Annotated in this window: 18 protein-coding genes; 15 read left to right on the top strand and 3 right to left on the bottom strand. The window is 36.3% G+C overall.

What is annotated here, in order from left to right; translation table 11 throughout:
- Window positions 1–217 precede the first annotated feature (217 nt).
- On the bottom strand, window positions 218–556 hold the full coding sequence (locus NSQ94_RS17225) for a recombinase family protein (protein ID WP_144597467.1): 339 nt from the start codon (window positions 554–556) through the stop codon (window positions 218–220).
- 356 nt (window positions 557–912) lie between these two features.
- On the opposite strand from NSQ94_RS17225, the gene NSQ94_RS17220 reads away from it, so the two are divergent.
- The 3 genes from NSQ94_RS17220 to istB all read left to right on the top strand — a co-directional run bounded on the left by NSQ94_RS17220 (window position 913) and on the right by istB (window position 3,861).
- Complete coding sequence (locus NSQ94_RS17220) at window positions 913–1,449, top strand: SNF2-related protein (protein WP_242009300.1); 537 nt, start codon at window positions 913–915, stop codon at window positions 1,447–1,449.
- A gap of 127 nt (window positions 1,450–1,576) precedes the next feature.
- The gene (gene istA, locus NSQ94_RS17215) at window positions 1,577–3,106 is read left to right on the top strand and encodes an IS21 family transposase (RefSeq protein ID WP_066251714.1); all 1,530 of its coding nucleotides are present in this window, start codon (window positions 1,577–1,579) and stop codon (window positions 3,104–3,106) included.
- Complete coding sequence (gene istB / locus NSQ94_RS17210; protein WP_066251710.1) at window positions 3,103–3,861, top strand: IS21-like element helper ATPase IstB; 759 nt, start codon at window positions 3,103–3,105, stop codon at window positions 3,859–3,861. The genes istA and istB overlap by 4 nt, the downstream gene beginning before the upstream one ends.
- 641 nt (window positions 3,862–4,502) lie before the next feature.
- Here the strand turns inward: istB and NSQ94_RS17205 are convergent.
- Window positions 4,503–5,330, bottom strand: a complete 828-nt coding sequence (locus NSQ94_RS17205) for a sugar phosphate isomerase/epimerase family protein (protein ID WP_094245009.1) — start codon at window positions 5,328–5,330, stop codon at window positions 4,503–4,505.
- A gap of 791 nt (window positions 5,331–6,121) precedes the next feature.
- Between NSQ94_RS17205 and NSQ94_RS17200 the strand changes: the two genes are divergently transcribed.
- The 7 genes from NSQ94_RS17200 (at window position 6,122) to NSQ94_RS17170 (ending at window position 13,924) form a co-directional block, all read left to right on the top strand.
- Window positions 6,122–7,720 (top strand): M48 family metallopeptidase, encoded by a 1,599-nt coding sequence (locus tag NSQ94_RS17200; RefSeq protein ID WP_144598574.1) that lies wholly within the window; start codon window positions 6,122–6,124, stop codon window positions 7,718–7,720.
- Window positions 7,721–7,755: 35 nt separating this feature from the next.
- Entirely contained in the window at window positions 7,756–8,061 is a 306-nt protein-coding gene (locus tag NSQ94_RS17195) for a hypothetical protein (protein WP_339229748.1), read from the top strand.
- Window positions 8,062–8,796: 735 nt separating this feature from the next.
- Window positions 8,797–8,928, top strand: a complete 132-nt coding sequence (locus NSQ94_RS17190; RefSeq protein ID WP_339229746.1) for a hypothetical protein — start codon at window positions 8,797–8,799, stop codon at window positions 8,926–8,928.
- Between the two features lie 125 nt (window positions 8,929–9,053).
- Complete coding sequence (locus NSQ94_RS17185) at window positions 9,054–10,730, top strand: hypothetical protein (protein ID WP_339229744.1); 1,677 nt, start codon at window positions 9,054–9,056, stop codon at window positions 10,728–10,730.
- Window positions 10,723–11,448, top strand: coding sequence for an ABC transporter ATP-binding protein (locus NSQ94_RS17180; protein WP_117017319.1), 726 nt, complete (start codon window positions 10,723–10,725; stop codon window positions 11,446–11,448). Before NSQ94_RS17185 ends, NSQ94_RS17180 begins: the two co-directional genes overlap by 8 nt.
- Window positions 11,445–11,999, top strand: a complete 555-nt coding sequence (locus tag NSQ94_RS17175) for a stage II sporulation protein M (protein WP_327847886.1) — start codon at window positions 11,445–11,447, stop codon at window positions 11,997–11,999. The genes NSQ94_RS17180 and NSQ94_RS17175 overlap by 4 nt, the downstream gene beginning before the upstream one ends.
- A gap of 1,274 nt (window positions 12,000–13,273) precedes the next feature.
- A complete protein-coding gene (locus tag NSQ94_RS17170; RefSeq protein ID WP_063387638.1) occupies window positions 13,274–13,924 on the top strand; it encodes a cupin domain-containing protein in 651 nt (216 codons plus the stop codon).
- Between the two features lie 806 nt (window positions 13,925–14,730).
- Here NSQ94_RS17170 and NSQ94_RS17165 read toward each other — a convergent pair.
- A complete protein-coding gene (locus tag NSQ94_RS17165) occupies window positions 14,731–15,495 on the bottom strand; it encodes a DeoR/GlpR family DNA-binding transcription regulator (RefSeq protein ID WP_327847885.1) in 765 nt (254 codons plus the stop codon).
- A 311-nt stretch (window positions 15,496–15,806) separates the two neighbouring features.
- Here NSQ94_RS17165 and iolA point away from each other — a divergent pair, with 311 nt between their 5' ends.
- From iolA to iolE, 5 genes are all read left to right on the top strand, one after another.
- Window positions 15,807–17,270 carry a methylmalonate-semialdehyde dehydrogenase gene (iolA, locus tag NSQ94_RS17160; protein WP_063387635.1) on the top strand — a complete coding sequence of 488 codons (1,464 nt, stop codon included), beginning with the start codon at window positions 15,807–15,809 and terminating at the stop codon, window positions 17,268–17,270.
- Window positions 17,271–17,447: 177 nt separating this feature from the next.
- Window positions 17,448–18,263, top strand: coding sequence for a 5-deoxy-glucuronate isomerase (gene iolB, locus NSQ94_RS17155; RefSeq protein ID WP_094245021.1), 816 nt, complete (start codon window positions 17,448–17,450; stop codon window positions 18,261–18,263).
- Window positions 18,264–18,289: 26 nt separating this feature from the next.
- Window positions 18,290–19,267 carry a 5-dehydro-2-deoxygluconokinase gene (iolC, locus tag NSQ94_RS17150; RefSeq protein WP_117017316.1) on the top strand — a complete coding sequence of 326 codons (978 nt, stop codon included), beginning with the start codon at window positions 18,290–18,292 and terminating at the stop codon, window positions 19,265–19,267.
- A 25-nt stretch (window positions 19,268–19,292) separates the two neighbouring features.
- On the top strand, window positions 19,293–21,203 hold the full coding sequence (iolD, locus tag NSQ94_RS17145; protein ID WP_117017315.1) for a 3D-(3,5/4)-trihydroxycyclohexane-1,2-dione acylhydrolase (decyclizing): 1,911 nt from the start codon (window positions 19,293–19,295) through the stop codon (window positions 21,201–21,203).
- A 15-nt stretch (window positions 21,204–21,218) separates the two neighbouring features.
- A complete protein-coding gene (gene iolE, locus NSQ94_RS17140; RefSeq protein WP_063387631.1) occupies window positions 21,219–22,112 on the top strand; it encodes a myo-inosose-2 dehydratase in 894 nt (297 codons plus the stop codon).
- Window positions 22,113–22,132 lie beyond the last annotated feature (20 nt).

The raw sequence follows: 22,132 nt of genomic DNA, 5'->3' as shown, positions 1-22,132 counted from the left end.
TTTATCGCTCTCCCTTTTCATATTTTTTATAAATAAAAAATCCGCAGAATTACATAGCCATGCACTTTGTTTATGGCTACGTAACCTCTGCGGATCTCGCTTTTTATTGGGTTACCTTATTTAATTGTTTTTTTAGATAACATTTTCCGTCTTTAATTTTCTGACTTCTCATCTCGGTTTCTTGTTCATAAAACAAACTATACATACTTAATAATTATCAATCATCATTTTGGATGGTATTTATTCGATTATCCACTGTTACGATATGGGTTTTGTTCATTTTGCAAAGATTTCTAATTTCAGAAGATAGTTCATTATTTCTAAAAAGTCTAGATGGCTCTGTTGCAATGATGATATCAAACTTACCTTGATGGGCATCTTCAATCATTAAGCTCAGATTATTGTTTTTATTAACCCCAGAATCAACATCAGCATAAATGCATTCAAGTTCCCAGTTGTTTTTCAAAATAAATGCTTTAATCATCTCTGTTTGTTTTCTTAAATTGTCATCTACATGATTTTTACTTGCAGTTCGAATATAAGCTGCACATTTCATTGGTTATTCCTCTCCTTTGTTATTTTGTATTTTCCGTTTTGCATAAAGCATTGTATCTTCGTTTTTTCATATTTGAAGAGGAAAAAGGAATTTTTTTAAAAAAAATTAAAAGTTGATTAATAAAGTCTTGATTAACTGATTAGTTCTGAAACATTATACTTACAAGTTGAAGATATTTTAATAGGATTTAGGTATTTTTGTGAAAAATTGTAAATTATTTAGAGGTTCAAATAGCTCCTGTTAAAGACTTGTAATTATTAAGTGAAATAGATAGACATCTTTGTAATATGGTAAAATAGAACTAATGATATCAACGGAAATATATTTATTTAGGATCTTTGGATATGGGGGGTTAAATGAGTACATATTATCATAGCCAATACTATGCATATGAATTAACTAAACAAAACTCGTCTTCTTCAATTGGACGTCTTAACCAATCATTAATAAATGCAACAGTGGATTTAAATCCACATCAAGTTGAAGCAGCGTTATTTGCATTTCGCGCACCACTTGAAAGAGGCGCAATATTGGCAGATGAAGTTGGATTAGGAAAAACAATTGAAGCGGGTCTTATAATTAGCCAATTATGGGCAGAAAGAAAAAGAAATATTTTAATTATTGTACCTCCACCGTTACGTAAACAATGGAGTCAAGAGTTATTGGAGAAATTTTACATACCCTCTATTATTCTTGAAAACAAAAATTTTAAAGAGATGCAAGATACTGGAATTATGAATCCATTTTACCAACAAGATATGGTAGTTATTACGTCTTTATATTTTGCAAAGAATAAAGCAAGTGAATTAAGGCGAGTAAAATGGGATTTAATTATTTTTGATGAGGCACACCGTTTAAGAAACGTTTATAAAAAATCTAACAAATGTATTTGATAATTTAAAATTGAGCCACTTTTGAAGGGTTCGATCACATAAAAAATGAGCCACCTGATTTCCAATTTTCATTACCTCCCTTATGATTGAAAGTGCCTAAACTTTTCATCAGAGGGAGAGAAAAAGGATGATCAAGATGGCTCAATTTCATCATATCAAATTCTTGCATGAGGTAGAAGGGCTATCCCAACGACAAATTGCTCAAAAATTAGGGATTTCAAGAAATACCGTAAGCAAATATCTAAAACAGAATGAGGCTCCAACCACCATTCATCGGCAGAAAAACTATCATGGAAAGGAGTATTCCGATGAAACGAAGCGAGTCTTGCCCATTATTGATCAATGGCTCGAAGACGATCTAAAACGTTGGGGAAAACAACGTCATACCGCTGCCAGAATTTATCGAAGATTGGTCGATGAGTACGATTTCAAAGGATCTGAGTCCAACATCCGTAAGGTTGTAGCCAAACGTAAGAAGAAGCTACAGGAAGTCTTTATTCCCCTTGACTTTCAACTCGGCCACCAATTCCAATTCGACTGGGGAGAGGCGGATATTATTCTACAGGGTCGAACACAACGAATTTACCTCTTTTGTATGCAACTTTCGGCAAGTCGAATGCGATTTGTACGAGCATACCTGCATGAGAAACAGGAGGCTTTCTTAGATGGCTTTGTCCATGCGTTTGAATTCTTTGGAGGAGTACCTACCGAAGGGGTATTTGATAATTTAAAAACAGCCGTAGTAAAAATACTCCAAGGGAGAGATCGTCTCGAACAGGATGCTTTTCTAGCCTTACAATCCCACTATTTGTTTAAGGCAGAGTTTTGTAATATTCGTTCCGGGAATGAAAAAGGACGAGTGGAAGGGACGGTCGGATACGTAAGAAGAAACGTCTTCGTTCCGCTTCCGGACGTACAATCGCTGGAGGAATTAAACGCTTATCTATTGGACTGGTGTTTGAGAGAGGCGGAAGAAAAAACCGTTCCGTTCACTAAAGAAACGGTTGCGCAAATGTGGGCGAAAGAAAAGGAGTATCTACACCCACTCCCTGAAAAGAAGTTTGAAGCTTGCCGATTAGTCTCTTGTCAGGTGAATAAGACCTCTTTAATTACAGTGGAGACCAATCAGTATTCTGTCCCTTGTAGTTATGTAGGTCAAGCTGTATGGGCAAAAATATTTGTCGATCATGTGATCGTTGTGGCTCAAAATCAAGTGATCGCTGAACATCCTCGTTCTTACGAACGGAACCAGATGATCACCAATCTAGATCATTATCTGGAGGCATTATTAAAAAAACCGCGAGCGATTCGGGATGCCCATGCATTTCAATCATCTGACCTTCCGGATGTATTTAGGCGTTTTCACCGAAAAATGAGGGAACAAGAAGGAGCCGCGGGCGACCGTAAATTTATCCGACTCCTTCTCCTTCATCGAGAGATCGGGATGGAAAAATTGACACAAGCATTACGAGAAGCTGAACAAGCGCAGGTCTATCGGTATGAAGTCGTCCATGAAATCATTCAAAGACTGACGAATAACTACTTGCAGGTCCAAGATCTATCTAAGGAGAAAACGCCTGTAAATCTACTAGACTATAAAATTCAAAAGGCAAACGTAGCTCAATACGGACAATTAACGGGAGGTCAGATGAAATGACAACAGAAATCCTTTTAGACCATATCACGAAGCAATTGAGAATGCCTACAATTGCGAAACAATATCGCTCTCTCGCAAGAGAGGCAGAAGAAAGAAATCTACGGTATGAAGAATACTTATTGGCACTATTAGAAGCAGAAGTGCAGGCAAGAGAGGAAAATCAAAGACAGCGAAGGCTCAAACAAGCTGCCTTTCCCATCCACAAAACTTTAGACACCTATGATTTTACTTTCATGCCGAGCTTAAATCGAAATCGATTTCTCACACTCGCAAAAGGTGAGTTTGTAGAGAGAAAAGAGAATATTATTTTTCTAGGGAATAGTGGCACAGGGAAAACCCATTTGGCCATTGGGCTTGGAATCGCTATGATCCAAAATGGCTACAAAACCAAATTCATTACTGCTTCCGAGTTAGTGGAAGAGTTGCTTATTGCTAAAGAAGAGCACAAACTTGGTGCGTTTGAGAAGAAGTGGCTCAAATATGATGTGATCATCGTAGATGAACTGGGATATATCCCCTTTTCCAAAACAGGAGCAGAGCTATTATTTCAGTTCTTTTCCAATCGCTATGAACGTGCAAGTGTCATCATTACAACAAATCTTGAATTTGTAGAATGGACGAACATTTTTGGGGATGAAAAGATGACAGCAGCGTTGCTTGATCGGCTCACTCACCGTTCGCACATTCTTCTTCTAAACGGAGAATCTTATCGATTCCGTCAAAGTATGAAACAGAGGGAAAATGGGGAGTGGTAGCCAGGTGCGCGAAGCGTTTGGATGAGTTGCCCCTAGGGGCAACTCATCCAAACACCCACCTTCTCCCATTTATGGGAACTCTGATTCTAAAAGTGGCTCACTTTTGAAGTGATCGCTCTGGCTCAATTTATTATTGACAAAAACAATTGGAAACTACGGCAAAGGCCAAATAATCGGATTGCAGAGAAGCAGTATACTTAAAAATATAGAAATTTGAATCAAATTTCAAAACGTATTGATTCATGTGGCTGCTTAAACGGAGTGAATGACCAAATGGCGCTTTCGACGAAATCCATTGCTTTTAGTTAGCCCGCAAGCGCTGTCCATTTAATTCCTGTAAATAGACTTGGTATGGAGTCCGATTGTGAAAAACAAAAACATTCCCTTCCTGTATAACATTCATTTCTTATTCGGCATGAGCTTTTGCAAAGAGGGGCAGGTGATAGGACTTTGCAAGGCATACAGACCAGTCTATCACCACACCCTCCCCTCATGTTGAATATGATGCCACTGTACAAGGCTTTGATTGTATAAAAACTCAATGATTCACAAGTGATTTCAAAAGTCTAAACAGGGATTAAAATGTTTTTGAAATGAAATCATATCAATCGAAATAAAACGACTTCTGTCAGGAGATTTCTTTATACTTGAACTTTCATTTCATCCCATTGTTTTAGTTGTCTTAAAGATTCTTTATAGTAATTGACCACCACATCTAAATAGTTTCCATGCTTAATCGGCGTAAATGGATTGGGTCCTTCTGCGACCATTTCCATTATAATCGGTCCTTTGAAACCAATTTCATCTAAAGCTTTTATTTGACCTCTAATATCAGAGTGTCCGTTACCTATAGCTTGCCTATTGGAATCAGCGACATGATAAACACCCAGCTTATTCCCTGCGTCCTTGATTGCCTGAATTGGACAAGCCTCCTCAATATTCATATGATATGCATCTAATAATATATAAAGGTTGTCGCTTTTTACTTCATTAATTAATGAAATCGCTTCCTTTGCTGTTAAGATTTGATGGTTCTCATACCGATTGAGTACTTCAAATACAACTTGAAGGCCAACTTCCTCCGCTTTATTTACAATCTCCTTCGTACTAGCTACAAGCAAATCCCAGTCTTTTGTTAAATCTCCGCATCCATGTATTTTCCCAACATCACCATGTAAGCAGATTCTGTTGGCGCCTAAATTTTTCGCCCAACTGATTAGGTCTAAAAAATATTGTACGGCACTAGCTCGAATATTTTCATCAGAACTGGAAATGTCTACATTTTCAGGTGTTACGGACAATACCTTCAAGTCATATTTTTTTAAAATCGCTGCTAACTCTTCCGGAGATTGTGACAAATCCCCTTGGACCTCCACTCCGTCAACACCAATCTCCTTGGATATTTTACATTTCTCTTCAAAATCTATATCTCCAAACGTCCATAAACAAAGACCATAATCTCTTTTCATATTATTTTCCCTCCGGCAAGTAGTAATTTATACAATTCTATTATTTATAGATTGTATCAAAATCTGAAATATTCTGAATACTATAAGTTGTAAGATTTTGAATCTGTTAAGCTTTCACAGATTCAATACTAGTTATTGCAATTTTGTTGAAACGGATCTAGTCCTATTATCTTAATTTTTCTTAGTTTTACAGTTGGCGGATCAAATATAATAGTAATTTCCGATTCAGAATCTATAACTTTAATTCCTTCTTCCATTCATTGTTTTGCAGCTTCAAACAGGTAAGTCCTCAGCTTGTTCTTTCTTCATTTACAAGATAGTCTAATTCTTCTTATATCAGATTTTCTGCTTCTTCCGGCCTATTATTTCATCTTTCTTTCCAATAGTTAATATTTCCTGTTTTACATGTAATAAAATTTACATTTAACCCTATATATGGTAATTGATAAATAAAGGGCATGTAAAAAAATTGTCGTCTCTTCATCATTTTCTGTAAACAATATCTTTTGCCACACTTGTTTTAATTACAGGAGAAGTATTTGAACCGGTAGGACTGCGGGTTCTGGTTCCAAATCTAGATCATGATGTGGCTGTTGCTCTTCTTAATCAAGTTGAGCCTTTTTTAATATGGCAGTTTGTTTTATTGTATTTTGGTGTTAAAGCATTATTGAAATCTGAAAGACGGGTTGCTCCTTTACTTATTGTAAGTATTATCTTTGTAGCAAACTTGACATTAAAAACAATTCCATCGATTATGACAAGTTTCCTATAAATTAAGGAGAGTAGTTATTATGAAAAAAAGAATGCTCATATTTTTATTGGTCACGGCGTTTTTTACAGTTTCGGTTATTATGGTTGAGTTAAGTATCCGTTCAGCTGTTTTATCGCCATTTATTCTTCTCGATTCAAAAAAAAATGTAGGAGTCCAGAAGCTTTTAACTGGCTATTCCATATACCAAGGGGACTATCTTTTAGATATTGAACATACTGAAGAAGACTCTACCAATCGTCCGCTCGCTTTTCATATTGGACCTATTGATTATCAATTTATCAAAGTCAATACAGAAAACATTATCTTACCTGCTGGAGAAGAGCTGACTGTTATGACGAGAAGAGGGGTTGAACCGTCTTTTAGTAAGGAAGTGACGATTCAGTCTAGTAAGAGGAAATTTTTTTTTAATGAATATACAATACGTGCTGCAAAAAATGATGGATCATTCTCCATCCGATTGAAGACGGAGTTTAGTAAAACTCTTACTTTTTTGATATATGGTTGTTCATTTTTATTGCCTTTTCTTTTGGCATTGTTTATTAACAAGGTTCTTCCATGGCGCAATCTTTTTACATTGTTTGTTCCGTTTATCTTAGCTGGAATCCTTCCATTGATATTAAACTATCATTTTTCGATGGGTTACGCACTACTTTTAACAAAATCATACATTTGGAGCATTTTGTTATGTATCTTTCTCCCGACGTTTTTATCAGTTTCATTGACAACTGCTATATACCAATGGACGATAAAAAGTGATGAGGATATTGAAGGAGAGTCTGAAATGGAGGAATCAGATTTCCTTGAATTTTCAAAAAGGGAAATAGTTATAATTTTTGTACTCACTATAGGAAGTCTTGCTTACTTTTTCTCATTTTTCCTTTTTCCACTATCCCTATATGTAAAAATTGTGGACAAATGGTATTTATTTGCTGCTTGGTATTTATCGTTAACCCTTATTATAATGCTAGTTTATACTGTAATACATCGTTTCATGGGGAACTATGAAAATGTGGGATTCACCGAGCAATTTTACTCTTTGAAAAAAACGATAGAAGCTGCATGTAGTATAAACGTTAACCTATTTACGAAGAAAGAGTCCGAGAATGAGACGAATGCTTGGGTGTATAGTACTCCTTTTGCATCTAAAAAAAGCATTAACATTTACATGACAGAAGGTTTGATAAAAAAATTTACTTTAGATGAGGTAAAGGCAGTGTTATTTCACGAAATTGGACATATCAAACGAAAGCATGGTCGTTGGATACTGTTTATTACTTTTGGAGTAGCGACGATTATTAGTTTGCTGATGTTCTTTACTAGAAAAATTATGCTAGGATTTGGATGGGGACAGTATATCCTTATTTTCCCAGTTGGTATAATCGCTTTAATAGGGCTCACAGAATGGCTTCCGAATAAAATTAGTAAAATGTTTGAACACCAAGCAGATGAATTTGCTGTAAGGCAATTGGGGAATAAGGAGTTATATATTCAAACATTAATGAAGTTAGAGCGAATCAGTGAAAAAGAGAATGACGAGTTTGACTTCAAAAGGAAAGAGTGGAAAGAAACTCATCCATCCTTCCAAAAAAGAATTAACTTTATCAAGGACTTGGTATGAACGTGAAAAATATATTTCGACTTAAGGCGTTTGGTATGGCATTTTTGGAAAGAAATCGAGATGTTTTTTTACTTTCACTTTTAATTGTTTTAATAAGTTTTTGTGGACCAATGATTTATTTGCAGTTAACTGATGTAAGAGAAGCAACAGACATGGAACAGGAGGCTGTAGTAATAGTTTCAGAAAACCTCGATGATGAGGAGCTTACGTGGCAGTCTATATTTTTTCATAATTTCATGATTTTATTGCCAGCATGTATTGGTGTGTTTTCATTGGTTTCGTTTTTTTGGTATATCCTTTTACAAGGATATTTATTAAGTACTAGTAGGGGCTGTCTTTGAAAGTCAAATCGCCATTGAAAACAAAAAATCATAAACACCGATATATTAACGTTTCTAAAGCATTAATGGGGGCGTCAATAAGCCGTAAAAACGACTTATTAAACACCCCCATTCTCTTTTTGATTTGTATTTAAATATACAATTTTTCATGTGTTTTTGAAATCCTAGCAATTATACTTGTTGGGGCATTCGCACTAAAGCCTGCAGTAGTGACTTTTAAGTGATTAAAAAAGCCCTTTTTCCAAAAAAAGAGATATTAAAGATATGTCTTATACTGTTTGTGCTCTATGTATTTTTTCTTCTCTTGGCAGCGTTAATGGAAGGTCTTATACAACAAGGCTTTGAGAAATGGGGCCTTATATGAAAAAAATTTGGCTTATATGGAACAATCGGACACGGTTAACTATTAATAAAATTGTGTACCAGGATGAAAGCATGATAATAGTTAGTAGTTCCTATTTTACAAGTGTTATATGGAATTTAATTTACAATCAACCCTATATATGGTAATCTAGGGGATTGAAGGTATTTGTATAAAATTGATAATTTAGGAGATAGTATCAATGAAGCAATGTGTAGACCTGAAAAAAAGGATTTCTTGCTAGTCTTTTAACTTTTGCATTAGGTTTAATGGCAGCTCAAGTTACTACTGAAATAGGAACTGTAAATTCATCTTTCGCATGATTAGCTACTAAACTCGGAATTAAACAGGCTACAGCAGGGCTTATTATTGATTTGGTTTCTGGAGGTTTAACTCTTTGGTCGATTGTTGCGGCAGTAGCTGGACTTAGCGGCGCAATTGGAGGTATTACTGCAATTAAAGCCGTTATTCAAAATTCAGGAAGAAAATATGCTATTGCTTGGTAATTAAAGCTGAAAGAGTACAAGCACAAGCTGCGGAAATCCGGCAAAACTTGTATTCGCAGCTAATACTAAAATTAACATGCCCCTTCTTTTTTCTGTTTACCTAGTCAGGAGGTGCCAATTCAATAATGTTTACTAGTAATTCTGTCTTTTCTTTTTTAGATAAAATGATCAATATAATAAAATATAACAGAAAATCTGCTCTGCGAAAATTTTTAGCAGACTGGCAGCTGGATAAAATTGATCTTAGAAAGATATATAGATGGATTACACTCATTATGATTTTTATTATGAGTGCTTTGTTTTTTTTCACAGTATTTTTAACTGGTTATATCATCAAGGATCTAGACGCAAATACATGGTTAAATGCCTTTTTGAGCTTTGTAATATTTCTTGCTTTCTTCAACTCATTAAGTTTCTTTAATAAAAAATCTTCTGTTTTTTATTATGACACGACAAAAATGTTGTCTCAATTAAAAAGTTATAGAGTGTTGCAAGTCATTGCTTCTATTTATGGTGACTCATTGAAAAATACAGTGATAATGTGGTTCGTTTTGTTAATGCCTGTAGTTTTAGGGATACATATAAATTACCCAAGTTTTGAGCTGAAATTTTTGATTTACTATTTTCCGCTATTTAGTCTATTAAGTTTAATAATGACTATGTTTTTTTCATACTTCCGCTTTTTGTTTGCCCATTTTTTTTATATACAATCACTGCGTTTATTAAATCGCTTTTTTCTATTTATAGTCGTTGGGCTCTTATTTTTTTTATTACCCTTCACGATCGCTTCACTGTTATTCAATTCACAAAAATTTGGAATTAAATTAGCAGATATTGTGATAAAATATCAGTCTTTTTTAATGGAACTCGGTCTGCCTAAGGACATATATAATCTCGAGTTTCATAAACTTTTCATCGTTTTTCTTTTCATGCTATTCATAGCTGGTGTATTCACTTTGATATGGATCAAAACATTAAATCATTTAGATTTAATACCTTATTACCAAATTCGTACCCATAAAAGCTCTATATCTGATAAAGATAAGTTCATGAATACGAATAAATATTTTTTTGTAAAAGACATACTTCATATTAAGCGTGTTAGTTCATGGTTTATTGGGCATATAGGAAAAACTATATTTGGCTTGCTAGTATTTATCGGAATCGCCTTGCCAGTCGTACAACATTTTATTGATTCAACATCACCGTTGTTTTTTTTATCCATTATAACAGTATTTGCTTTTGCCATATTTCAAATTGTTGGCGAATCACTAAAAATGATATTAGCGATTGATACAGAGGCCAAGAATATACACTTGCTTGTTTATACCAAATATACAATGTGGGATATTGTCAAAGAAAAATGGTATATATATTTTATTTTTACATTTCTAGTCACTTTTTTCGTCGTCTTATTATCTTCTGTTTTTATAAATGTAAATATTTTTCTGTATGCTTTATCAATCACTATTATGCTCACCTATGGTGGACTGAGTGGTTTATTTCAAATATTCTCAACAGCGTTATACCCACGGATAAATTGGGAGCATCCCTATGAAATTGGTGAATCCCATAAAGCTAATTTTATAGAAAGCATTTTAAATAATGGTCTAACTTATCTATACACGGTTTTCATAGGAGGATTACTGATCGCAGATCAATTTTTCGGATTAAAATTAAACACTATGGTTGCATGTATTCTTATATTAATTCTCGTTGCTTTTTTCTTTTGCGCTTATGCCATCGTTGCTACGTATACTAAACAAATTTCAGTCAGGGAGGTTTTCTTAAAAAATGATTAAGGTGAAAAATTTATCTAAAAGATATGATGAAAATATCGTTTTAGATAACCTTAATTTCCAAGTGGATACGGGTTGTATCTATGGGATTGTTGGTACGAATGGTGTTGGGAAAACTACCTTTCTACGTATCCTTGCAGGTTTATCCAAACCAGATAATGGTGAAATATACATTGATAATATGAATCCTGTTGGTAATAAAAGCAATAAAAAAATAAGTTTTGTTCCTGATTCCGCTTCTTTATATGAATATTTAAGCGGGGAAGAATATCTTTTGTTCTTTGCATCTATTTTAGATGTTCCGAAAGAGTTGCGAAAAGATAAAGTTTCTTATTTAATTGACCTCTTCAATTTAACATCAGCAAAAGATGAATTGATTAAGACATATAGCCACGGAATGAAACAAAAGGTATCTATTGCATCAGCATTATTGAACGATCCAGATATATTATTATTAGATGAACCTTTGACAGGAATCGATTTAATCAATTCACATATTATAAGACAGTATATAAAAAAGTTTGTAAAAGCAGATAAAACAGTTATTCTAACGACACATTTACTTGAATTGGCACATTCTCTATGCGATAAAATAGGGATTTTACATAAAGGTAAAATTGTCGAGGAATTTTCAACCAATAAATTAAGTCTCGATTCAATAGAAAAGCGTATTACATCAGTTTACTTAGGTAAAAATTCTGGAGAAATGATGAGCAAATGAATTTTCAGGGAAGGGGTATAAAAGATGTTGTTCGTAAGCTTGTATCTAATAACAAAATATTGTTTGTCATTTCTTTACTTTTATTTTTTGGGGGGATGGCAGGGGGGTATTTGTTTAGAATAGATGCAGTAAGAGGAGACTTAAACTATATACAGGCTTCTGATGTAGAAAACTTACTTTTTAATAATATAAAGGCATCACTAGTTATTGCTTCGGGATTACTTTCTCTAGGTATTCCTACTGTTATATTTTTGATAACCAATGGGTTAATAGTCGGTTCCTCTATTCAGCAGCAATTGGAGCTTGGATTGTCTATTTCAAGTATTTTTGTAAAGCTAATCCCGCATGGAATATTTGAGATACCTGCGATATTAATAAGTGGAATCATTGGATTAAAAGGCGTATCAATTATTATTGAATTTTTCCGTACTTCTTTAAGTACAAAACAGCTAATAAAACAGACGTTATTTGAAATAGCCCTATTAACCAGTATAATATTAATTTTCCTTACATTGGCAGCAATAATAGAATGGTATATAACCCCATTATAATATTGGAGGTCATGTCATGAGTGCAAAATTTGCAAATTTTCTATCAACTGCCCTTTTTTTCTTAGCATTGATCGTTATAGTACTAACTAAAAATCTATATTTAAGTTTATTCCCCTTAATTTTATCTATGTTTATTCTTGCTTGGCAATTAGGAGGAAAGATAAACAATAAAATGTTAAAATTCATTTTTTTGGGCTTTGAATTTCTGTTTCTTTTTATACTCTCATTTTTTTTAATAAATCATCTTCTTACGAGGGGTATATAAATGAATAAACCAAGTATCAAGTTAGTATGGTTTGGAATATTGGTAAACTATATATTGCTTTATTTAAGTATTTTTGATTATTTAAACAATTATATGAAAAGCATTTTACCGGATTTAGACAGTATGGTCTCGGTCATATTGGTTTCTATAATTGGTATTCTTAATTTAGCTTCTATTTTCATAGGGGTTCTGATATTAAGCATTATAGCGTATATATTTGGTCGAATATTTCGTATTGGGATAACTAAGCGAGAATTTTTATTTATTTGTAGTATAGTTATGTTGGTGAACACTTCCATTCAGATTCCCATAGCTTTGGCAAACTTTATAAATGACTCAAATAATATTGTTTTGGTTAGCAATAATCTTTTATTTACTTTATTTAACCCTTTCTTATTGTTATCTATTTTTGTTTTCTACAAACTATTACTTAAATACGATGTACCCAAAAAAATTATTATTAGTTATTGTTTAACATTTTATTTTTTACAATTAGGAAGTACTCTTCTTTCAAACAGAATGCTGAATTTATAACCATTGACCAAGGAAGGCTTAGGCAGTATGTGATTTGCTTATCCCAAAAAGTATAGTCTTACATTGGTCAGTTGTGCAACTATTTTCGAATTAAAACAAAGTCATTATTGTTTTCAAAAATGATTTTGACTGAAAAATAACTGGCCAAATCACAAAATAGAGATGACGTTGATATTGAGCTGCCTGATGTTTTTGCAACGATAAAAGTTCAACTATTTCGCTCCGATTAATGTGTACGTCTTCATGATCCTGCATAGATAGCGAATCGGTCAGGGGGAAAATTGCCTTTGGCTGCGAGAAAGCTCAAGGAAGTTTCGGCATATTACCCTTTCTGGAAAAGATTATCCCTAATTTTTTATATCGCCCATATTTTAGGTACAGGGAGATCTTTGGCTTTTTTATTTAGGTACTTGCACTACTAATACGTGTCTGCATAGATTATGGTGAAATATTTAAACACAAAGGATGAGTGCACATGGTTGCATATTTGGATTACACATCACCTAAAACGCAATTCACCTTCGATGTCAACAAGAGTAGATCGTTCACAAAGGATAAACACAACTTTATAAATATCTTGGGAATTAAACAGTTAAACACATTAGAAAACATATCTTTATTGGATATTTTTTTAAGCAAAAATAATGTTATAGAACCTCACTATCATCAAAATGCAGCTGAGCTGGTCTATTGTATTTCCGGTGCTGCCACTGTCTCGATGTTGAACCCATTTACAAAACAAATTCATAACTATCCAATTAAGCCGGGGCAGGTGGTAAATATTCCGCAAGCATGGTGGCATTACGAAGTAGCAACCAAGGATAATACACACCTTCTGGCAATATTTGATGCCCCGACTCCTGAGGTGATTTTAGGTTCAGATATCTTAAAGCTTACTCCGTCAAATATCATGGCGCATACTTATTGCCTGAATGAACAGGAATGGAAGAAAACTATAGCTCCTATTCAACCGAACACATTTATCGGCCCACATAAAAACTGTAAACGTAAGAAATATGAAAATGATCAAACTAGATCGACCCGCCAAAATCCAAATTATATCCATCATTATCATCATTACCCTTATAATTACCCATTCGCATCTTATAGTCCCAGCCTTTCCTAAGGCAGAACCTTTAAAGGAGGTATTTTTCCTTTGATAGGTTTTGTTTTGAGAATTTACTGAAAATTCCAGTCGTATGATACAGTTCCTGATTATAGAAATCTTATGGCAATTCTCTTTTTTTGTTTGAAACCATCTCTTAGATAAGGAAAAGGTGGTTGGAAACATTGCTTCGTAAGCTGTTGGGGTATAATCACCGGAAGAATGTTTCAGGAAGAACTTGCTAAGCAAATATGCGGCGGTGAGCGACATGTGGTGTAGCTCCTCAACTCATGAATTCGTTTCGCAAATATTCTTAAACCCTTGGGCAATCCAGTAAAAGGATTTGTCCAAGGGTTTTATGTTTGCCGAAGGAGGTTTTCATGATTTGCCTTAAAAATCTTTATACATACTTTGCAACAGTTCCCAAAACGAAAAAAAGGCGGGGGTTTTTGCATAACTAAGTTGATTTTTGATTAAGCGGTGTTGAAGGGAGGGCTTCTCTGTTTGCAAATTGTCCAATTGTAACCGCAGGTTTAAATACTTTTTGCCAATTGGTTTGACCAGCAGATTGAAAATAGAATAATCGAATGGCTTTCACTCTGTGTGTCCGATAAAATAAAAAAATTTACACTTATCTACTAAATAAATCAATTTCTTCCTGTTCCATAGAACAGCAGGAACGATTTCGAAAATCTATTAAAATATGTCTCCATCGTTGAAAGGTGAACAAGCTTGAGGAAGTCATGATGAGAACAAGGATTCAGTCACCTCAAAAACAATTTGACAAAAGAAAAAGCTGCTAGCAGCTTGTCAACGATGTTTTATGTTTAATTTTCATTATCAGCAATGACAAGCTGGATATTGTGTTTTTTGGCAAATTCCTGGTATTGCTCGCTCGGAGCAGTGTCCGTAATAATATAATCAACCTCATCAAGACGGCAATAAGTCATTAAAGCGTATTTATCAAATTTATCATGATCTACCAATAAATAAACTTGTTCACTTCTTTTGACAATTGTTTGTTTTATTTCGCTTTCAAGCGGGGAGGAGTTCGTTACGCCATTTGAAATGGAGATGCCGGTTGATGCCATGAAAGCTTTATTAATATTGTAGCTTTGTAATATATCCATATTTTTGAGACTGACGAACGATTTCGTTTTACGTTCAAATATTCCACCTGTTGTCAGAACGTTTAAGTTTGGGTAAGGGTACGAATTTATAATAAAGTCCAAATTGTTTGTAATGATCGTGACCTGTTTTGTTTGCAAATATTCCACCATTTCCAATGTTGTTGTTCCCGAATCAATATAAATAATATCGCCGTCCTCAACATATTTTGCGGCTGCTTTGGCAACGGCTTTTTTCTGCTTTTGATTGCGGGTTTGTCTGACCGTAAATGATTCTAATGTTGTATGATTAACAGCAACTCCTCCGTACACCTTTTTGATCGTTCCCCGTTCAACTAATTGTTGAACATCGCGCCGGATGGTGTTTTTTGACACATTGAATTCCTTAACAAGTTCGTCCAACGAAACGGTTTGATGTTCAAAAACATATTTTTCTATTTGTTCTATTCGTTTAGATTTTAACATGTGGATCCCTCTTGCTTTCTTTAGTTTTCACTGGCTAATATCTGAAACAAATTATAAAGTTAACCAAAACTTAACCATCAACGTTAATTATATCTATATTACCCTATAAGTTCAATAATAATGAAGATTTAGCCGATTAGTAGCAGAAATATTTTAAAATTTTTGTTGACTGAAAACGCTTTTAATATTATCATAAAAATCGAGATATAACCAAAATATAACTAATATATAACAATAATATCATCAATTTTTTTAAAAACATACCAACTATTTATGATCAACTAGTGTTGATGAATTAAGGGGGACAGAAAATGTCTAACGCATTAAAATTAAAAAATTACATTAATGGCGAATGGGTTGAAAGTAAAGCAACAAAATATGAAGATGTTTACAATCCTGCTACTAAAGAAGTAATTGGCCAAGTTCCGCTTTCTACAAAAGAGGAAGTGGATGAAGCTGTAGAAGTTGCCAAAAAAGCTTTTGAGGAATGGAAAAACGTCCCTGTTCCTCGCCGTGCAAGAATCCTATTTAATTTTCAGCAGCTGTTAATAAAGCATAGGGAAGAATTAGCGCGGATCATTACGATTGAAAATGGAAAAAGTTATTCTGAAGCATTAGGAGAAGTCCAGCGCGGAATAGAAAATGTAGAGTTTGCGGCAGGAGCGCCTACTTTAATGATGGGGGATTCCTTATCAACGATTGCGACTGATATTGAGGCGACCAATTACCGCTATCCGATCGGCGTGGTCGGCGGGATTACTCCGTTTAACTTCCCGATGATGGTGCCTTGCTGGATGTTCCCAATGGCAATAGCGCTTGGCAATACTTTTATATTAAAACCATCTGAAAGAACACCTCTCTTAATCGAAAAATTAGTCAACTTGTTTACAGAAGCGGGTCTTCCAAAAGGTGTATTAAATGTGGTAAATGGAGCGCATGATGTTGTCAACGGAATTTTGGATCATCCGGATATCAAAGCGATTTCGTTCGTTGGCTCCAAACCGGTTGGCGAATACGTTTATAAACGGGCTAGTGAAAATTTAAAACGCGTTCAGGCGTTGACTGGAGCGAAAAACCATACGATTGTGTTAAAGGATGCCAACTTGGATGATGCTGTTACCAACATTATTTCTTCAGCATTCGGATCAGCAGGAGAACGATGCATGGCATGTTCAGTTGTGACGGTGGAAGAAGAAATTGCTGATCAATTTATCGCCAAGTTAAAAGAAGAAACAGAAAATATTAAAATGGGCAACGGCCTTGATGACGGTGTCTTGCTAGGACCGGTCATCCGAGAAGAAAATAAAAAACGCACGATCCGTTATATTGAAAAGGGTGTTGAAGAAGGCGCAACCTTGGTATGTGACGGACGCAATCGCGCAACAGACGACGGGTTTTTTATCGGACCTACGATTTTTGACAATGTTACAACCGATATGACCATTTGGAAAGATGAAATTTTTGCACCTGTCTTATCGATCATTCGGGTGAAACATTTAAAAGAAGCGATCGAAATTGCAAATAGATCTGAGTTTGCCAACGGCGCATGTATTTTTACAACGAACGCTCAAGCCATTCGCTATTTCCGCGAAAATATTGATGCAGGTATGTTAGGCGTTAACTTAGGAGTGCCGGCTCCAATGGCGTTTTTCCCGTTCTCCGGATGGAAGTCTTCGTTCTTTGGAACATTGCACGCCAACGGAAAAGACAGCGTTGATTTTTATACGCGCAAAAAGGTTGTCACAGCTCGCTATAAAACGCCAAGTTTTGAATAATAGATTGGTAATGTGATAGAAGATTCATCCTTCAGGCTCATTATTAGCTTCATGAGCCTGAAAATGAATCGGAAAAGAGAGCGCAACGGCTTTGTCAAAAGCTTTAAGAAAACAATTGTTTTTTCGGTTTTTTTCCTTTAAGAAAAAGAAAACCGCCGCCATGTGAGGGAGGTATATATGAGTCATTTGCTGCGAAAACCGAACAAGAAAGAAATCGAAAAGGGAGTAATGGTTGTTCATGAAGTAACATCAGAAAACTCTCCTTTGGAATATGTGGGATTTAAAGTCATCGATTTAGATCCGAACGCAAAATATTCGGAATTATTAGGAAACCAAGAATGCTGCATCGTCGCCTTAACGGGAAAAATTAATGTTTCAGTCGGTGATGAAAATTTCGAAAATTTAGGCACGCGGGAAAGTGTTTTTGAAAAGATCCCGACGGACAGCGTATATGTTTCCAATCAGCGCCATTTTGAGGTTGAAGGAGTAACAAAAGCGCGCGTTGCCTTATGCTATTCCCCGTCTGAACGTCAGCTGCCTACGAAATGGATTAAAGCAGAAAATGTAGGAATCGAGCATAGGGGGATACTTAACAATAAACGTTTTGTCCACAATATTTTGCCTGATTCAGATCCAAGTGCGAATAGTCTTTTAGTGGTGGAAGTGTTTACGGAAAGCGGCAATTGGTCAAGCTATCCTCCGCATAAGCATGACCGTGATAACTTGCCAAATGAGTCGCTATTGGAAGAGACCTATTATCATGAAATGGATCCGCCTCAAGGATTCGTTTTTCAGCGAGTTTATACGGACGATCGTTCACTAGATGAAACGATGACAGTTGAAAACGGCGATGTTGTCATCGTGCCGAAAGGATATCATCCGGTCGGCGTACCAGACGGTTATACCTCTTATTATTTAAATGTTATGGCAGGCCCGAAACGGATTTGGAAATTTTACAATGACCCTGATCATGAATGGATATTGAAACGTTAAAAAATACAAGGAGCTGTTTATCAAAGATGAGATATGATTTCAATACCGACAGAGAATTTGACATCATTGCAATTGGCCGTGCATGCATTGATTTAAACGCTGTGGAATACAACCGTCCGATGGAAGAAACGATGACTTTTACAAAATATGTTGGAGGCTCTCCGGCTAATATCGCCATTGGCTGTTCAAAATTAGGGCTGAAGGCTGGATTCATCGGAAAAATTTCAGACGATCAGCATGGCCGTTTTATTGAGCAGTATATGCGCAATGTTGGGGTTGACACATCCCATATGGTCGTTGATCAGGAGGGGCATAAAGCCGGATTGACTTTTACAGAAATTAAAAGTCCGGAAGACTGCAGCATCTTAATGTATCGTGAAAATGTAGCAGACCTCTATTTGAAACCGTCCGAGGTAGATGAGGAATATATCAAAAGATCCAAAATTTTGCTTGTTTCCGGTACGGCGCTATCTAAAAGCCCTTCGAGAGAAGCTGTTTTGAAAGCGATCTCTCTGGCGAAAAAACATGATGTGAAAGTCATATTTGAATTGGATTATCGCCCGTACACTTGGACATCTACTGATGAAACTTCTGTTTATTATTCATTGGTGGCGGAAAAGGCAGACGTTGTGATCGGCACCCGCGACGAATACGATATCATGGAAGGAACAAAAGACGGGAAAAACGAAGAGACCGTTCGCTATTTGTTTCAGCATTCGCCGGACCTGATTATCATTAAGCATGGCGTTGAAGGCTCTTATGCGTATGCGAAATCAGGTGAAACATTTCAAGCGAATGCTTATCGGACAAAAGTATTAAAAACGTTCGGTGCAGGGGATGCATACGCTTCAGCCTTCTTGTATGCGCTAATTACAGGCAAGGACATTGAGACGGCTTTAAAATACGGGAGCGCCTCAGCAGCTATTGTCGTCAGCAGACACAGCTCTTCTGATGCAATGCCGAAAGCAGAAGAAATCGAACAACTCATTGCCGAAAGATCATAATTGAATACGATCAGGGGTGAAAAAGATGGGAACTATCCGGTTGACAACAGCTCAAGCTTTAATCAAATTTTTGAACCAACAATACATTCACGTTGACGGTAAAGAATTTCCCTTTGTGGAAGGAATCTTCAATGTATTCGGACATGGCAATGTTTTAGGAATTGGTCAGGCGCTTGAGCAAGATCCCGGCCATTTAAAAGTAATTCAAGGGAAAAATGAACAAGGAATGGCGCATGCAGCCATTGCTTACAGCAAACAAATGCTTCGGCAAAAAATATTTGCCGTCACCACGTCGGTTGGACCGGGGTCGGCCAACTTGGTCGCGGCAGCGGGTACAGCTCTTTCCAATAATATTCCCGTCCTTCTGCTCCCTGCAGATACCTTTGCAACCCGCCAGCCTGATCCTGTTTTGCAGCAAGTGGAACATGAATATAGTACGGCGGTGACAACCAATGATGCGCTCAAGCCCGTATCAAGATATTGGGATCGGATCACGCGCCCTGAACAGTTGATGTCCAGTTTAATCAGAGCTTTTGAAGTGATGACAGATCCGGCCAAAGCGGGTCCTGCAACCATCTGCATTTCGCAAGATGCCGAAGGGGAAGCGTTTGATTTTGATGAGAAATTCTTTGAAAAACGGGTGCACTACCTTGACCGCAAATTGCCGACCGATCGAGAGCTAAAGGGAGCTGCAGAGTTAATAAAATCAAGCAAAAAGCCTCTGATCATTGTGGGCGGCGGTGCAAAATATTCCCAAGCGAGGGATATTTTAATCAAGCTTTCCGAGAAGCACGATATTCCGCTTGTCGAAACGCAAGCCGGAAAATCGACAGTCGAATCAACATTTAAAAATAATTTGGGTGGAATCGGAGTAACCGGAACATTAGCTGCCAATAAAGCGGCTAAAGAAGCGGATTTGATTATTGGAGTGGGAACAAGATATACAGATTTTACGACTTCGTCGAAAACAGCGTTCAATTTTGAACAGGCAAAGTTTTTGAACATTAATGTCAGCCGCTTGCAGGCCTATAAAATGGATGGTTTTCAAGTAGTCGCAGACGCCAAAACAACTTTGGAGCTGTTATTCCCGCTGTTGGACGGGTATAAAAGCGAATTCGGAGATCAAATTGCCGAATTAAAAGAGGAGTGGCTGAGAGAGCGCGACCGTTTAAGCAAAATTGTGTTTAACAGAGAAAACTTTACACCGGAAATAAAAGATCAGTTTTCCCAAGAAGTGCTGAATGAATATGCAGATGCGTTAAATACAGAATTGGCGCAGACCACTGCATTATTGGCGATTAATGAAGCGGTATCGCCTGACAGTATCATCATCGGTTCAGCTGGTTCATTGCCTGGAGATCTTCAACGCTTATGGCATTCAACAGAACCTAACACATACCATATGGAATACGGGTATTCCTGTATGGGATATGAAGTGTCGGGTGCTTTAGGAATCAAGCTTGCGCAGCCTGACAAAGAAGTTTATGCCATGGTGGGCGACGGCAGCTTCCTCATGCTGCATTCTGAATTGGTTACAGCCATTCAATATAATCATAAAATTAATATTTTGCTGTTTGACAACTCCGGATTTGGCTGTATTAGCAACCTGCAAATGGGCAATGGAATGGGAAGCTATTATTGCGAATTCCGAACACATGACAATCAAATTATGAACATTGATTATGCAAAAGTGGCTGAAGGCTACGGAGCCAAAACTTACCGTGCCAATACAGTCGAAGAACTGAAAGCAGCGTTAGAAGATGCCAAGAAACAAAATGTATCTACTTTAATAGAAATGAAAGTGCTTCCAAAGACCATGACAAATGGCTATGAAAGCTGGTGGCATGTAGGGGTTGCGGAAGTCTCGGAGAAGGAAAGTGTGCAAAAAGCATTTAAAGAAAAACAAGAAAATTTAAAAACTGCCAAACAATATTAAAGAAGGAGACAAACAATGGGAGAGCAAGACATCTTATGGGGAATTTCGCCGATCGGCTGGCGCAATGATGATATACCTGAGATCGGAGCTGAAAATACGTTGCAGCACCTTTTAAGCGACATTGTTGTCGCAGGTTTTGAAGGCACGGAAGTCGGCGGCTTTTTCCCTGAGCCGAAAGTGTTAAACAAGGAATTGAAGCTGCGAAACTTAAAAATAGCAGGACGGTGGTTTAGCAGTTTTATTATCCGCGACGGCATAGAAGAAGCTAAACGGGCTTTCCATCAGCATTGTCAATACTTGTATGAAGTTCATGCAGATGTGGCAGTAGTTTCTGAGCAGACTTACAGCATTCAAGGTACCGATAAAAATGTTTTTTCTGAAAAGCCGCACTTTACAGATGCCGAGTGGACCCAATTGTGCGAAGGTCTGAACGAACTGGGAAAAATCGCTGTGCAGTACGGTTTGAAATTAGTTTATCACCATCATATGGGAACGGGGGTTCAAACCCTTCCGGAGATTGATCGGTTAATGGAAAACACTGATGCAAACTACGTGCACCTGCTCTATGACACAGGCCACATCTATGTTTCAGATGAAGATTGCCAGCAGCTATTAAACAAGCATATTGACCGCATAAAACACGTGCACTTTAAAGATGTAAGAAAAAAGATAATGGAGGAGTGCAAAAAAGAAGGAAAATCATTCATGAATTCCTTCTTAAGCGGAATCTTTACGGTACCAGGGGATGGCTGCATTGATTTTACCGTACTTTATCAAAAACTATTGGACCATCAATACAAAGGATGGATTATCGTTGAAGCCGAACAAGATCCGTCAATAGCCCATCCATTGGAATACGCTTTAATTGCTCGTAAGTATATAAATGAAAAATTATTAAACAACTCTTAAGCAGGGCATGGGGGATGAAA

The organism is Aeribacillus sp. FSL K6-2833 (assembly GCF_037965815.1).
Lineage (GTDB): Bacteria > Bacillota > Bacilli > Bacillales > Aeribacillaceae > Aeribacillus > Aeribacillus composti.
Note: the sequence above shows the minus strand (reverse complement) of the source record. Positions and strands in the feature narration are given on the sequence as shown.